Source organism: Rhodococcus sp. 27YEA15, assembly GCF_049739425.1.
Taxonomy (GTDB): Bacteria; Actinomycetota; Actinomycetes; order Mycobacteriales; family Mycobacteriaceae; genus Rhodococcus_F.
Genome location: NZ_JBMHHW010000001.1, coordinates 1,350,704 through 1,365,159, shown reverse-complemented (window position 1 = coordinate 1,365,159; position 14,456 = coordinate 1,350,704). Strand labels below are relative to the sequence as shown.

At 63.6% G+C, this 14,456-nt stretch carries 15 protein-coding genes; 4 read left to right on the top strand and 11 right to left on the bottom strand.

Annotated features, from left to right (window positions below; translation table 11 throughout):
* Nucleotides 1–172 precede the first annotated feature (172 nt).
* On the top strand, nt 173–430 hold the full coding sequence (locus ABH922_RS06300) for a hypothetical protein (RefSeq protein ID WP_424806103.1): 258 nt from the start codon (nt 173–175) through the stop codon (nt 428–430).
* A 93-nt stretch (nt 431–523) separates the two neighbouring features.
* On the opposite strand, the gene ABH922_RS06295 is transcribed toward ABH922_RS06300, so the two are convergent.
* The 10 genes from ABH922_RS06295 to ABH922_RS06250 all read right to left on the bottom strand — a co-directional run bounded on the left by ABH922_RS06295 (nt 524) and on the right by ABH922_RS06250 (nt 8,821).
* Complete coding sequence (locus ABH922_RS06295; protein WP_424806102.1) at nt 524–1,765, bottom strand: phage major capsid protein; 1,242 nt, start codon at nt 1,763–1,765, stop codon at nt 524–526.
* 247 nt (nt 1,766–2,012) lie between these two features.
* Nucleotides 2,013–3,230, bottom strand: coding sequence for an HK97 family phage prohead protease (locus ABH922_RS06290; RefSeq protein WP_424806101.1), 1,218 nt, complete (start codon nt 3,228–3,230; stop codon nt 2,013–2,015).
* Nucleotides 3,227–3,730, bottom strand: coding sequence for a phage terminase small subunit P27 family (locus ABH922_RS06285; RefSeq protein WP_424806100.1), 504 nt, complete (start codon nt 3,728–3,730; stop codon nt 3,227–3,229). The genes ABH922_RS06290 and ABH922_RS06285 overlap by 4 nt, the downstream gene beginning before the upstream one ends.
* Before the next feature lie 501 nt (nt 3,731–4,231).
* Nucleotides 4,232–4,501 carry a hypothetical protein gene (locus ABH922_RS06280; RefSeq protein WP_424806099.1) on the bottom strand — a complete coding sequence of 90 codons (270 nt, stop codon included), beginning with the start codon at nt 4,499–4,501 and terminating at the stop codon, nt 4,232–4,234.
* Nucleotides 4,491–4,742, bottom strand: coding sequence for a hypothetical protein (locus tag ABH922_RS06275; RefSeq protein WP_424806098.1), 252 nt, complete (start codon nt 4,740–4,742; stop codon nt 4,491–4,493). The genes ABH922_RS06280 and ABH922_RS06275 overlap by 11 nt, the downstream gene beginning before the upstream one ends.
* Before the next feature lie 558 nt (nt 4,743–5,300).
* On the bottom strand, nt 5,301–6,752 hold the full coding sequence (locus ABH922_RS06270) for an AAA family ATPase (protein WP_424806097.1): 1,452 nt from the start codon (nt 6,750–6,752) through the stop codon (nt 5,301–5,303).
* Nucleotides 6,749–6,985 carry a hypothetical protein gene (locus ABH922_RS06265; protein WP_424806096.1) on the bottom strand — a complete coding sequence of 79 codons (237 nt, stop codon included), beginning with the start codon at nt 6,983–6,985 and terminating at the stop codon, nt 6,749–6,751. The genes ABH922_RS06270 and ABH922_RS06265 overlap by 4 nt, the downstream gene beginning before the upstream one ends.
* Before the next feature lie 137 nt (nt 6,986–7,122).
* Nucleotides 7,123–7,257, bottom strand: coding sequence for a hypothetical protein (locus ABH922_RS06260; RefSeq protein ID WP_424806095.1), 135 nt, complete (start codon nt 7,255–7,257; stop codon nt 7,123–7,125).
* Nucleotides 7,254–7,433 carry an excisionase family DNA-binding protein gene (locus ABH922_RS06255; RefSeq protein WP_424806094.1) on the bottom strand — a complete coding sequence of 60 codons (180 nt, stop codon included), beginning with the start codon at nt 7,431–7,433 and terminating at the stop codon, nt 7,254–7,256. Before ABH922_RS06255 ends, ABH922_RS06260 begins: the two co-directional genes overlap by 4 nt.
* Before the next feature lie 287 nt (nt 7,434–7,720).
* Entirely contained in the window at nt 7,721–8,821 is a 1,101-nt protein-coding gene (locus tag ABH922_RS06250; RefSeq protein WP_424806093.1) for a tyrosine-type recombinase/integrase, read from the bottom strand.
* A gap of 300 nt (nt 8,822–9,121) precedes the next feature.
* Between ABH922_RS06250 and ABH922_RS06245 the strand changes: the two genes are divergently transcribed.
* Nucleotides 9,122–9,430, top strand: coding sequence for an alkylmercury lyase (locus ABH922_RS06245; RefSeq protein ID WP_424806092.1), 309 nt, complete (start codon nt 9,122–9,124; stop codon nt 9,428–9,430).
* Between the two features lie 116 nt (nt 9,431–9,546).
* Here ABH922_RS06245 and ABH922_RS06240 read toward each other — a convergent pair whose 3' ends face one another.
* Nucleotides 9,547–10,776, bottom strand: a complete 1,230-nt coding sequence (locus tag ABH922_RS06240) for an MFS transporter (protein WP_424806091.1) — start codon at nt 10,774–10,776, stop codon at nt 9,547–9,549.
* A gap of 112 nt (nt 10,777–10,888) precedes the next feature.
* Between ABH922_RS06240 and ABH922_RS06235 the strand changes: the two genes are divergently transcribed.
* Entirely contained in the window at nt 10,889–11,350 is a 462-nt protein-coding gene (locus tag ABH922_RS06235; protein ID WP_424806090.1) for a winged helix-turn-helix transcriptional regulator, read from the top strand.
* 895 nt (nt 11,351–12,245) lie between these two features.
* Complete coding sequence (locus tag ABH922_RS06230) at nt 12,246–14,390, top strand: putative bifunctional diguanylate cyclase/phosphodiesterase (protein ID WP_424806089.1); 2,145 nt, start codon at nt 12,246–12,248, stop codon at nt 14,388–14,390.
* The last annotated feature ends 66 nt before the right edge of the window (nt 14,391–14,456 follow it).

Genomic DNA, 14,456 nt, shown 5'->3' with positions numbered 1-14,456 from the left:
CCCGGTCCTCGTGTGAGGCCGGGGCGGTGGTGGTTTGGGCGAACTACGCGGCGGCCAGTGCCCACGAAAGCGCGTCGACAAATGTCGGGATCATCCCGGTTTGTCGGTAGGCGGCCCTACGCTTGCAGGTAACCGACCGACGAGTCGGTACCCTCGACGAAAGGCACTCGGTATGTCAGCAGATCCATGGTCGGTAGAGGTTGTAGACGGCAAGTACCGACTCACCAACATCACCGGCGCAAAGGCGGCGATGATTACGATTCAGGGACTCGGCACCCGCTACAACGAAGCGGTGCCCCACCCCATCGAGAACGGTGCGTACTTCGACCTCACCCCCGGCGCGGGTGTCAGTACCTACCGATTGTTTTGGGTGACAATCGACCCACCGAAACGCCAGTACGAGTGGGACTACACCCCTAGCGCCTCGTAGACAAACCTCCTACGCGGATACCACCGCCCCGGCCTCGTATCGAGGTCCGGGGCGGTTTGAGTAACGCCGCAGTATCAGCGGAGTAACGCCGGTCTACGCGGCGGCCAGGGCCAACTTGACGATGCCGTTGGGTCGGTAAATGTCGAGGCCGAAACGGCCCTCATTACGTGCCCGAACCTGGTTGCGTGCGAAGTCGTCGGCAACGCTGTTCGACCACTGCGTACGCACCGCGCCGTCGGTGGTGACCGCCAGTGCCCCGAGGTCGAACAGGATGCCGGTCTTGACCGGTACCGCTGTACTCACCGCGATACGCAGGCCCCACAGACGTTGTGCGGCACGGTCCACCGGCAACGAGGAACCGAGGTCGGGACTACCGTCCTGGCGGCGGGACAACTCGATTGCTTCCCACGCCTGCGGGTGCATGATGATGCCCCCGCCCTCGTACCCAACCATTTCGAGGGCGGTGAGGCCCTTACGCACGGTCGTGGTGGCGTCCACAGTGAACGCCTGCACCTGCACGCCCGACTGGTTGAGTACACCCGTGAGGTGCGGGCCAACGCCGTCACCATTGAGCACCTGCGCCTCGACGGCGCGGTCGAGGCCGTACATCAACTCGGTTTCGACGAACGATCCGAGACTCTGCAAGTCCTCGAGCCAGTATTCGGGGGTCGGTTCGGCAACGTGCGCGATGACCTCGAGCTTGCCGTCGATGCTCGTGACGCCGTACTCACTCGTGGGCTTGAGGTCACCGAGGGCAACCGGTGCCGCCTTGTTGTCCCGCTTGGTCTGGCGTAGGTACGTGTACGTCGGCGGGCGGGTCTTGACCGGCAGGATTCCCAGTGCCGAGGTCGACACCTTGCCCTGTTCGTAGATCGTGGAATCAATCGGGGTGCCGGTGAGTGCGTCACCGCTCGACGCCAGGGCCTTGCTGCCACTCGGGTCACCCATCTTGGTCACCAGTCCGACGGTGGCGGCCTTGGCGCGGAAATTGAGGCGCGAACCCTCGGGAATCTCACCGGTCGGGGTAGGGCTGCCATGGCCGCCCGCGCCACCGCCGAGGACCGAAGCCTTGGCCACCGGGGCCAGACCAGCGAACCGCGCCATAACCGCCGCCGATTCCTTGATCTGTACCGCCTTGACGTCGAGCTTGTCGATAGCCCCCGCCGCCGCCTTGAGTGCCGCCTGTTCCTCGTCGTCGAGTTCGCGGCCCTCATCCCCCGCAACGGCCACGAGGTCACTACCGAGGGTCAACAGGCGGGCCTTGGCCTCATCGACGTGACCCTGAGTGCCTGCCTCGGCCTTGGCCGACAGGTCGAGTAGTTCCTTGATTTTCATATGAATCGGTCCCCTTTCGCGGGACTCACTGCGCCAACGAAACACGTTGGTGCACAACGGTTACTGTGAGCCTCACGACGGGGTGTTCCCGGTCGGCGGGCGGTAGTCCGCTGGCCTTTCCGGCGTCCACTCGCGTTGGCGAGGATGACCCGGACGGCGGGGCGGGTGCCTGGCCGTGTCGACGTCATACAAAGGATAATACAGAACGAGAGCCGTTGCATGCCAATGCTCTCGGGGTACCGCTCCCCTAAAGGGGAGCAGGTACCGACCCGAAACGGGCGGCGGTGAAATAGGCTTCCCACGCCTTGACCGACGGCCCTGTGGGTGCCGCCTTGACGGCCAGTACCGAGGTCTCACGGTTGGCCCCCACCGGCACGAGGGACACCTCGTGTAGGTGCAGTTCGTCGAGGGACTTGTAATTACCGAGGCGTGGGTCACCCTTGACCGGGTGCGCGGTCACCTCGTCGTAGGCAAACGACAGTTGCGATAGCCGCCGCCCCTTGACCAGGCGGTACACCTGTTCACCGGTCGGCGTGTCGAGGTCCAACCTTCCGTGAACCTTGAGGCCCCGTTCGTCCTCGACCATCGACACCACCCCGCCGACGTTCATGTGCGGATTCTTGGCGTCGTGGCCGTACAGGATGGGCAACGTATTACCGGACTTGGCCCAAGCCGCAATCGACTTGGCGAACGCCCCCGGTTGCACCACGTCGCCGTAACTGTCGCGGTTGCCGAACACCGAGGCGTAGGCGATGAACTCACCCTCACCGAGGCCGTCGTCGGCCCCCGCCTTGATCTTGCCGACAGTGATTCCCTTGTGCTTCATCACCGGTAGCCCCACAATCTTTCGTCCCAGTGCGCCGCCGCTATCGGGTCGCTCGTGTACGTCGTCGGTTCGTGTATCGCCGCGTAGTCCCCCGAGGCGTACACCGGCAGTATCGGGTACCTCGTCGGCCTTGCCTCGTCCGTTGCGGTTGCGCCCCCGTCGGGCGTCTCGCTCACGTTCTCTGCGGGTTCGGTTGTCGGGCTTGGGTTCATCTGGTTCGTCCTCTGCATGGTCGTCGATGGGTTCCGCCGGTACCTCGGTGTCGTCCTCGGTGGCCGGGGCCTCGTCGGATTCCGGCGGCATGGCGTCCTCGGGTGAGTCGGCGTCGAAATCCCACTCGGCGGGTACGTCTGGTTTCGCGGCCACGACGGACTCACGCGGGGCCACGCCGAACAGGTCGATGTGATAGGCCGCGCATATCCGCTTGGCGCGGTCCTCCCCCACATGCTTGCCCAGGGCAATGGTGCACCGTTCGTGGTCACCCTTGAACCCCCATGCCACTTTCGCGGCCCCCTTGCCGAGGGTCCAATACACGCGCAGGTCGAACGCCTCGGGGTCGCGTGGGCCGGTGCGTGGGGCCTTGGTGAGACCGAGGGGGTCGAACCGCGCCACCAGGGCGTCGAGTTCGGCGGCGTTCATCGTGACCCCGCCGCGAACGGGTTGGTACCGAAATCCTTGGGTGTCCTCGACGCCTGCGCCGAGGCGTACGCCTTGGCCTCGGTGGCCGGTGACAACCCGAGGTCGGCGGTGAGTCGGTTCACCTCGGCCCGCACGTCGGCCAGGAACTTGACCTCGGGGCGCGGCACCCGCTTGGTGGTTTCGTTGCCTGCACTGTCTCGAACCTTGGCCACCGCCGTGCGGCCATGCTTGGCAATGTCTGCGGTCAACTCGACGTATTCGGCCCACGCCCGCACGTAGCGGATCAACACGCCACGATGCAGGTCACCGGCCAACACCTCGAGCTTGTCCAGCAACGGCACAACGCGTTTCCACTCGGCCTGCGCCTCACGGGGTAGGCCCTTGGGCATCAGCGGGGCAATGCGTTCCGACGGTACAGTCACGACGGAACGGCCCGAACTGTCCTTGCCGGGGCCTCTGCCACCGATCAACTTGAGGTTCGCGGGCTTCGGTCCTGGCATGTGCGCCAACGCCTTTCGGTAGATGCAGGGTCGGTGGCCGAGGTTCCACGGCCTTGGCCACCGACCCGTCGGCATGGCGACCGACCTCACTCACATTGGAACACCCCCACCCTACCGGGTGATGAATGGTCATGCACGAGCGTGCATGAAATGAATGATAGTGGCACTCGGTGCCTAACTTAGGGTGCCCTACTAAACCGGCGAACTCGGTGGTTGGGGTGATAGCGGCCCGTGAGGCCGTCCCCACCGCCCCGAGGGGGTGGAGACCTCCGCCAGGATGCCCCGGACTGGCCCCCAGATGCCCTGTGCCACATCAACGCCAGACATTGCGCACGCGAATGCCCTCGGAGGGAGGGGGGTGGATTCTCAACTGAGGCCTTACAATTCCGACCCCTACCCCACTGACTCCGGTAATGACCCGAATAGCGGCGGCGACACCGCATGTCACAGTCGAAATTGACACGCAGTGCCACACATAAAGTTGTGCATAAAATAGTGGTTTTATGCACTACCCTGGGGATCGGCGACCTCGGTGGTGGCCTTGGAACCGTACCGCTCAAGGATTGCCGCCGAGGCCGCCGCCCGCCTTGCCAACCGGGCGGATACCACCGCGCCGTCCACCCGGCCCTCGACGCCGTACGCCGGTCCACGCATCCGCTGGCGTCGGCGGCGGTCGGCAATGGCCTCGTCGAGTAGCTGGTACCAAGGATCGGCCCGTAGTGCGTTCCTGGCCGCTGCTACGCGCCGTTGCCGCTCCGTCCTAACCGCCATTGGCCACCGCCGCCGCAAGGTTGGCCCTGAGCATGGCGTCGGTGCCCTCACCGTGTTGCAACTCGACGTACACCGACAGCAGGCGGGCCAGCTCTGTCAGCGTCTCGATGAGGTTGTGCTCGTTGAGGTCGTGGATGGTGGCGAGCATCTGCGCCGGGTCGCCGTCCTCGGCGGCACGGACACCAAGGACCATGCGCAACGCTGCGATTGCACCATTCATCGGTTGATCTGTGATGTCCATTGGTTGTGCCTTTCGTCGGTTGTGTGTTGCTGGCTTGCTGTGGCCCTATGGGCGTCGAACTCGTCGGCTGTCGGTTGGTGGTGGGCCGGCGGTAAGCCACCACCCACACGGACGATGTGAGGCCGTAGCCGCCTCGACCGGATTACGCGCACTGGCATTGCTTGGCCCCGTCTCTCGGTAGTGCCGCGTCGTACGTTTCGTGAGGGATTGGCCGGTGCCCCGTCGGCGGTAACGGGATCGGCCTCGGCGGTGGTGATCGACCAGCGCCACCGCCCCGACAACGGGGGCGATTTCTTCCCTTGTCGGCGTCGTTCCGAGGTCGGTTGTTTGGTTGTTCAGGTACATAGACACCTGAACAACCCGAACAACCACCGTTTCCGGTTGTTTGTGAGTGCAGTGAACAACTCAAACAACCCGAACAACCGATCACGTAATGCCAGGTGGGCCATGGTTTCCGGTTGTTTGCCCCACCAAACAACCGACGGCCAGTCCAGTTGTTTGCCAACACGACCAAAACGGCCCCGATTTCGGGCCTCGCAAACAACCGGATTGGACCCCTCACGCGGGTGTCTCCGAGGCCCCGGCCAACCCCACCGTGAGAGTCTTCTTATTCGCGTTGTGGACCGTCTCGACGAGTCGACCGTCACCGGTCAACCGGTCAAGGGCGGCCTTGGCATCGGTGACCGAGAACGCCACCGGAACGCCGTCCACCTCGACGACCCGCTCGACACCCTCGGCCCGGTAGTAACGCGTAGCCGCAAGGCCAGGATCGGCGGCCACTGCCTCGACAAGCCACGCCTCGACGGCGACGGCCTTGTTACCCGTCGCGGTGCGTTCTGCCACCACCCCCGGCAGCGTCATCGGGTCGACGGGCACCGGCACCACCGAGGTGTCCCATGTGCCGTTCGGGGTCACGCGTACGGCGTCGAGTCGCCAATGCCCGACGATCACCTCGGGGCGATGTTTCTGTTTGGTGGCCTCGACGACGATCACCCCGTCGTCGATTTCCTCGAGAGTGAGCACCGTGTCGATTGCGGCCTCCCACGCTCCAGCGCCACGGCCCGCGTTGACGCCACCGGTAACGGCCTTGGCCGGGTGGTGCAACGTCATCACCGAGCACCCTGTGCGGTCACGTAGGGCCTCGGCCTTGGCTACACCGGTGGCGGCGTCGCTGTTGCTGTTCTCCTCGAGTCCGACGGCGTGACGACTCAACGTGTCGATCACGGCATGGTCGGGGCCGAACTCGGTTGCCAGGGCCACCAATTCGTCCCACCTCGACGACATGAACGGCACCGCCCCGTCCACGGCCAGAAACCGTCCGTCAAGGTCGGCAGGATCAACGCCATGGTGCCTGCACCAGGCCTCGATACGGATACCGAACGCACGGCCCCCGCCCTCACCGACGAGGTACAGGACGCGACCCGTGACCGGGTGCGTATCGTGCGTTCCCCACTTACGGCCCGTTGCAATGCTCAACGCCATGTCGAGCGCCAGGAACGACTTACCCGTGCCACGAATGCCGACAAGCATCGACATGCCGCCGCCGTCGAGTACGTCCTCGATCAACGCGGGCGGCGGGGTTGCCGCCATGAGGGCGGCGGCGGTCATCACCATGGACGCAACCGGACGAACACCGGCGGCGTCGGCCTTCTCACGGGCCAGCGTCTCGCGTGCGGCCTCGGTGGCACGTAGCCGACGCTCGGCCTTGACGTCTTCCAGTCGTTGCGCCTCTGCGGCCCTGGCCGCCTCGACGCCACGACGGTTGTCCTCGGCGTAGGCGTCGTTCCATGCGCTGTCGTACTCGGCGCGGTTGTGTATCTCGGTCCACGACCAATCACTCGGCGCGCCGGTGAGAGTTCGTATCCACTTGGGTACGTCGTCGAATGTTTCGGCGCAGGCGATTTCGTCGTACACGAACTCTCGAACGTACTGCGGCAACGACTCGAAATCGAGGTGTAGCGGAATACGGTCGGCGTCACCGTCCAACTCGGTCCAGTCAAACGTGGTCATCGCGTGTACTTGCCGTTGTGGCGTGCCGTACGACGGGCACGGTTTGCGCGCCGCGTCTTGCGGTCACGCACTCGTTGTTCGGGGCAACCCGGCGCATGGGCTACCTCGACGTGGAAAATGCCCGGTGTACCCCCGTCGCTGGTCATCGACACGTCGGCGTCACACGAGGCGCACCCTGGCATCGTTGCAGCGTGTCGTAGCAGGTCAGCAATGGTACTGTGGTTCTCAGTCATTTTTTACCTTGATCTGTGCAGTGCGTGAACCTCGGCTTGGTGGGCCGGGGTTCTTCGCTATCTAGGGGAACGGGCATTGCGCGCCAATTCGGTGACGTACCCGAACATGGTGCTGTAGACGGCAATCACGAGGGCGGTCATGCTGCGCAACCAATGGCGTTGCGCGGCTTTGCCCTAGCGGTTCCCATGACGACGCGTAGGCGATCACGCTGGGCCGGGGTGAGTGGTGGGGCCTTGTCGACGACGGCGCGCACCACCTCGGGGTCGATCACTTGGCCGCACCAATCGGGGTGAGTAGGGCGTCGACTGCGGTTACGTCGATACGCACCTGGCGACCGGCCAGACGGAACGCGGGCAACCTGCCGTCACGTATCCAACGACGGATAGTCGAATCCTCGACGCCGACGGCCTCGGCGGCCTGGGCGATGGTAACGAGCTTGCGGGCCATAACAGTGCTCCTAGTACAGGGGTGGATTCTGTACCGAGCACCCGCCGGAGCGCCCCACAGGCGGGCTTACCGTCGTGATGTACCTCGGGATGGCTAGGTGCCCCGACATCGCGTGAGTCTTGGTGACTGAGAACATCACCAGCGGGCCTGTGAACCCGCTACGACATTTCTACACGTACGTGCCCACAGAACGCAACTGCCCCGCAACCAAAGTTGTTGCGGGGCTTGATTATGCATGAGAAAGTAACAGGTTAAGTAACACGGCAGTATCACCCGAGTAACACCGATTACGGGGTCACCATGGCCGACAATTTGGCCGCGATATCGGCGTCACGGCCCGCCGCTACATGCTGGTAGCGCATGGCCATATTCGGCGTAGCGTGGCCGAGGCGTCCCATGAGTTCGGCGGTGGTGGCCCCCACCTGCGCCGCCAACACGGCACCGACGTGGCGTAGGTCGTGCACCGTGAGTTCCGGTTTGCCGATAGCCGAGGCCGCCGCCTTGAACGGGCGGCGGTAATCCCAATCACCAAGGTGTTCACCATCTTTCGAGGGGAACAACAGGGCAGTCTTGGCGCGGCCCACATGAGCGGCCAGGTGGGCAACCAGGGCCGCCTGTACATGCGGCGGCACACTCACGTCCCGGCTCCCCGCCTTGGTCTTGGGGGTATCGACCCGATACTCACCGCCCCGGTACGTCACGGCGCGGCGTACGCGGATGATCGACCCGTCGGCCTCCACATCACCACGGCGTAGTTCCTTGAACTCACCGGAGCGCAACCCGCACCAACCGGCCAGCAATACCGACAACGAGAGCGGGGCGGGCATCGCGTCGGCCAGGGCCGCCAGCTCGGCGGGGGTCAACAAGTTGATAGCCCTCGACCGTTCGGTACCCATGGCCTTGCGGATCACGCACGGGTTGGCGTCCAACACCTCGTCGTGCACGGCGGTGGCGCAAATGGCGTGCAGTAGGGCGTAGGCATGAGCCTTGCGGGTGTCCCCCGTCGTCAATCCCGCGTGCCAGGTGCGGACAGTAGCGGGCCGCAAGGAACCCATCTCGAGGCTGCCGAGGCCGGGGCCGATGTGCAGACGCAACAGGTCGTCGTACAACGACCGGGTGCGCGGTTTGAGCGTACGTTCGGCCAACCACTTTTCGGCATACTCGGTGAGGGTGAGGCCCCGTTCGACCTCGGCCCCCGGTGGCCGCCACGTCCCGAGGTCGATCTTCTTACGTTCGGCGGCCACCCACGCCTCGGCTTCCCACTTGAACGGGTACGTCACCGGTGCCGCGTACCGCACACCGTCGGCGGGGGCAATGTACGACGCACGCCACCGCCCCGAGGGCAGTTCCTTGACCGTTCCGAATGACCTGCGTTGCCGTGCCGCCATAGCGTGCCCCTGCGTTCCCTTATCGTTCCCTTGCAATACCTACAAAAGGGTATCGGTGCACACTTCTACCCGTTACCGCCACACCGCGTACGTGCACGTAGATCGGCATATGCGCTGGTATCGGGGCCGGGGCCTCGACCCTCACAAACAGGTTCGAATCCTGCCGGGGGCACTTTTCATGGGCTCGGCGGTAGCCGGACACCTTTCCACGCTGTGACGAATCGGGCCGTCGCCGATCCCACTCGTTCGACACACAAATGCCGCGTGGACCGCCCACGACAATTACGAGATGACAACGCGATGGATATAGAGATTTTGTACGTGGACGAGTGCCCGAATGCCGAGGGCGCAGGTGCTCGGGTGAGCGAGGCGTTGGCGGCGGTCGGTCCCATCGACGCGACAGTGTCGTACCGACTGCTGTCCACGAGCGACGAGGCCGCAGCGGTGTCGTTCGCCGGATCACCGACGATTTTGATCGACGGCGTCGACGCCTTCCCCGACACCGGCCGGATTACCGATCTGGCATGCCGCGTCTACCGAACCGAGGACGGCTTGCGCGGGTACCCGACTGTGGGTGCTTTGGCGGCAGCGATTCGAGAACGAGCGTGATCCGCGCCGCCGACTGCGGTCGCCTCCGGGAGTAGTCGCCCTGCCACCAATTGCGTCGGCCGGGCTCGAACGGCGTTACGAGACCTCAGGATCGAGCACACGGCGCAGGATTCGACTCAAGGGGCCAGACGCCTGGTCGACATCCAGAACAACAGCGCACACGCACTCACACCCGCACCCAGTGTGCACACTCCGCTCCAACCCCACCTCGCATAGACCAGGGTCGAGAGGATCGCTCCGGATGCGCAGCCGATGGAATAGAACAGCATGTATCCCGCAGTGAGTCGGCTTTGCGCTTCGGGGCGCACTCGGTAGATCAGGCTCTGATTGGCGACGTGAACGGATTGCAGTCCGTAGTCGATGGTCACCACTCCGAGCACGAGCCACCACAGTGAGTGCGGTAGCAGCGCGATCGGTATCCAGGATGCGAGCATGATCACCAGTCCGATGCCCGTCGTCCGTTGACCATGCCCGCGGTCTGCTTGCCGTCCGGCGTACGAGGCCCCGAGGGCGCCCGCTGCGCCGGCAAGCCCGAACAATCCGATCTGAGTGTGCGAGAGCGAGAACGGCGGACCTGCCAGGGGAAGAACCATGGGGGTCAACAACACGGTGATCGCCGTGAAGATCAACAAGGCGAGCAGCGCACGTATTCGCAACACGGGCTCGCGTACGAGTAGGACGAGAACCGAACCGATCAGTTCTGGGTACGAGATCTTCGGGCGTTCCCGACCGTCCGGCGGTGTGGCCCGCACGAGGACTGCGGCCATGATCAGCGTCGCCCCGGCTGATACGACGAATATCGCCCGCCAACCACCGACGTCCGCCATGGCTCCCGCAACGGTGCGTGCCAACAGAATTCCGATGACGATGCCGCTCGTGACGGTACCGACCACCCGCCCACGCTCATCGGGGTTCGCCAGCGCTGCGGTGTACGCCACGACAACTTGAGCGACCACCGCGAGCACCCCGACGAGTCCCATTGCCACCAACATGATCAACGGCGACGGGGCCACCGCAACCCCGGCGAGCGCCAGCACGGACAGTCCGAACTGCGCGACGATCAAACGTCTTCGGTCGAGACGATCTCCAAGCGGAACGACGGCCAAAAGACCTATCCCGTATCCGATTTGGGTTGCGGTGACGACCACGCCGACCGACGCGCTCGCCATCTCGAAGTCCTGGGCGATCAAATCGAGCAAGGGTTGCGCGTAATACACATTGGCCACTGCGAGGCCGCACGCAACCGCGAACAACCACACCACCGCTCTCGGCAGACGTCGATGGACGTCGGTCGAGGACGGCGACCTTCCCACACCTTGCGGCGACTCCGCTCTCTCGTGATGCATGTCTTCTCCGAACTCAAAAGTGGTTGCATAGTGCTACCGGCTCAATATGCACCAAGTGGTAGCATTAAGCAACCAGTTTGGAACCGTCGGAACCGAGAATCCGGGAGTGCCCATGCCGAAGAGAACGACGCACGAGAACGCCAGCTGTCCCGTCGCCAGGCCACTGGACCTGATCGGAGACGGCTGGACCTTGCTGATCATCCGGGACGCCCTGGAGGGGGTTACCCGATTCGGTCAGTTCCAGAAGAACCTCGGACTGGCGAAGAACATCCTGTCCGCACGGCTACACGCACTCGTCTCGAACGGCATGCTCGAGACGATTCCGGCCACCGACGGCAGCTCGTACCAGGAATACGTCCTCACCGAGAAGGGTCGAGCCCTCTTTCCGGTGATAGCAGCCCTGAGACAGTGGGGCGACGCTTACCTGTTCGACGACGACGAGGTTCGCGCTCGGCTGGTGGACCGAGAAAGTGGACGTCCGGTTGCCCGCGTCGAGGTACTCGCCGAAGACGGCCGCATTCTCGGCCCGGAAACCACGGCGGTCACGATGGCCGCCGGCAGACCCGCCGGCTGACGAAATCCCGACCGGTCACCTCCCCGTGATCTCGGGGCTGAACGGATTGCGATGCCATCCGGACACTCACCTCGCGTGGGGCAAGCCAGCTACGAGACAGCTACGAGAGCTTCGAGTACAAGTTCGATGACGGGTCAATTCGCACGAACGTGGAGCCCGACAGGCGCGTACCCCGGCGATATCCACCACCCCCGACGAGGCCTGAAAATCGATACGGCAGTACCCGAGCGTCGTGTCGGCATACGCACCGGATCGACCGTTATCCGAGGCGCATGAGGGGTGAGACCAATTCGACGCCCAGCGGCACGCAGATCCGCCCGCCCGAACGCAACAGCGGGCGACGTCCCTGGGTCGATTCCCCGAACCCGCATACCGGAAAATTCGTAGAAACCCGTGGCAGCGGCTGTTCAGTCGCTCAATCGACGCATCAACTACATCAGCAGCCTCGCGATAGTTCGGCAGTATGAGACCTCTGTTTCCGACATCCGAGCAGCGCGCCCACCGCACCTCGCATCATCGCAGTTCGGAAGGAAACAGTCGCCGGAACACCATCGACGAACGCGACATACCCGGGCGGAACAGCGCATCGGTCGACATGGTCGACTATCGCGATAATCGTTGCCGATCTCCGCTCGATACAGGGAAATCTCCAGTCGATCTGGGACAATATTGACCCAAATCAGACTGTTACCAAGAGGCTATCCCCCTGATACAGTATGGACATTCGGCGAGGAAGACGGGCAATGGCGACCAAAACCGGCACAGCGTCTCCGATAGCGCGAGAGCTCGGGATGCGTAGTTATCGTTTGCCGCGATCGGGTGCGGTAACCGGAGAAGTTACACCGAGCACGCTCGGTGGTATGCCCGTGGAGATTTATACAGTGGAGCTCGTACAGTGACTTTCCTCGACCACCGGCCGATGCGGTGCACGTCGACCGACAAGCCCTCGGACGTCGCCGTTGCCGAGCCGGCACCGGCGAGCGTTTCACGCGAGACCGCATCGGTTCTCGATTTACTTCCGCATCCGGTCTGGGTGGGAAACGCTGCCACCCGGGCCGGTTACTCCAACAAGGCGTGGCGCGAGTACACCGGCTCCCTCGAAGCCCACACCACTGTCGAAGACATCCTTCACGTTGTACACCCCAGCGACATCGCGGCCGTCTACACCGCCTGGCAGGAGGCGCAGGAGCGTCGAGGAATTGTCGACGTCGAGTGTCGCCTGCGTCACCACTGCGGTTACTACCGCTGGTTCTCGATCACGGCAAAGCCCGAATCGTTCGACGATCAGCTTTCACAATGGAGCGTCACCTTCGTCGACGTCGACGAGCACGTATCGAAAATGCGCAGCCTGTCGGAGCAACTGCAAAAACAGAACAACATGCTCGATGTGAGCGTGGACTGCATCAAGATCCTTCACGTCGACGGCCGTTTGTCGCACATGAACAAGTCCGGCTACCTGGCGTTCGGCATTCCGCCGGAGGTGAACATTGCCGGACTCCAATGGTTGGACCTGTTACCCAAAGAGGTGCGCGCTCAGGGCAGAAAGGCACTCGGCACCGCGTTGGACGGCAGAAACGCACGTTTCATGGGAATGAGTATCGCGCCGGGCCAGAAGCCTCAGCATTGGGACAACATACTGACGCCGATGAAGGACGACGACGGAACGACCAGTGGGATCCTCTGTGTGTCCCGGAACGTGACGCCACAACGTGAAGCCGAACTTCGTTTGCGCATCGCGAGCGAACGAGACGAACTCACAGGTTTGCACAACCGTCGCTCGTTCAACGTGAAGTTGAAACAATTCCTGGGAAGCTCTCATCGCGAGGCGATGTCGGTGGGCCTGATGCTCGTCGATCTGGACCACTTCAAACACGTCAATGACACCCTCGGCCATCCGGCAGGCGATCATCTGCTACGGATTCTGTCCCGGCGACTGAGTGCATGCCTACCGGCGAACAGCTATGTCGCCAGACTGGGCGGCGACGAGTTCGCGATCCTGATCGGCGACGTGCAGAACGAGGCCGAGTTCCTGGCGGCAGCCGAACAGGTACTGACACAGATACATGCTCCGATCACCTACGGCGGCAAAGTGGTCAACGGCGGAATGAGTATCGGCTGCGCCGTCTACCCCCGCGACGCACAGAACGCCGCGAATCTGATGAAGTGCGCCGACACCGCACTCAACGATCTCAAGGCCGGTGGCCGCGGCGGCATCAGAATGTTCAGTACCACGATGCTGGCCGATGCCGAGCGGACGGCCACACAGCTGCGCAACGCGCGTCAAATCGTCCGTGACGACGCCATCGAGCCCTACTACCAGCCCAAGGTCCGACTCGACGACGGGTCGATCGTCGGATTCGAAGCTCTTCTTCGGTGGCGATCGCCATGCGGCGACATCCAGGCACCCGACTCGGTGGCCGAGGCATTCAATGATCACGAGTTGGCAGCCAAGATCAGCGATCTGATGCAGATCAAGGTTTTCGCGGACATGTCCCGATGGATGGAGTCGGGCGTGACGGTCCTACCGGTATCGCTCAACGCGTCGCCGGTGGAGTTTCTCCGCGACAACTACGCGGAGCGACTGCTACGTAGACTCGAGCACTTCCGGATACCGCTGTCGCTCGTCGAAGTCGAGATCACCGAACATTTCCTCGGTGAGCGCGGCTCCGAGTACGTGGTGCGGGCATTGCGCAAGCTCAAGCGATCCGGCGTACGGATCACGCTGGACGATTTCGGTACCGGCCATTCCTCCTTCACCCATCTGAGGGACTATCCGGTCGACTCTCTCAAGATCGACTGCGATTTCGTCCGCCGGCTGAGCGAAGAACCGTTCATCGCGGCAATAGTGCAGGCAATCGTCCACTTGGGACCGATCCTCGCACTCGACGTGGTGGCCGAAGGAATCGAAACGGACGAACAACGGCAGGTGCTGCTCGACCTCGGCTGCGAGATCGGCCAAGGCTATCTGTTCAGCAAAGCCGTCGACGCCGATTCCGTCGAGCGCATGCTCGTCGACGGCGGGACGGCCGTCTTCGCCTGAGCGTGTCCGTTGCACGCACGACACGTAGCAGGACAAATCCCGCCGGCTCGGCAGTACCCTGTTTCC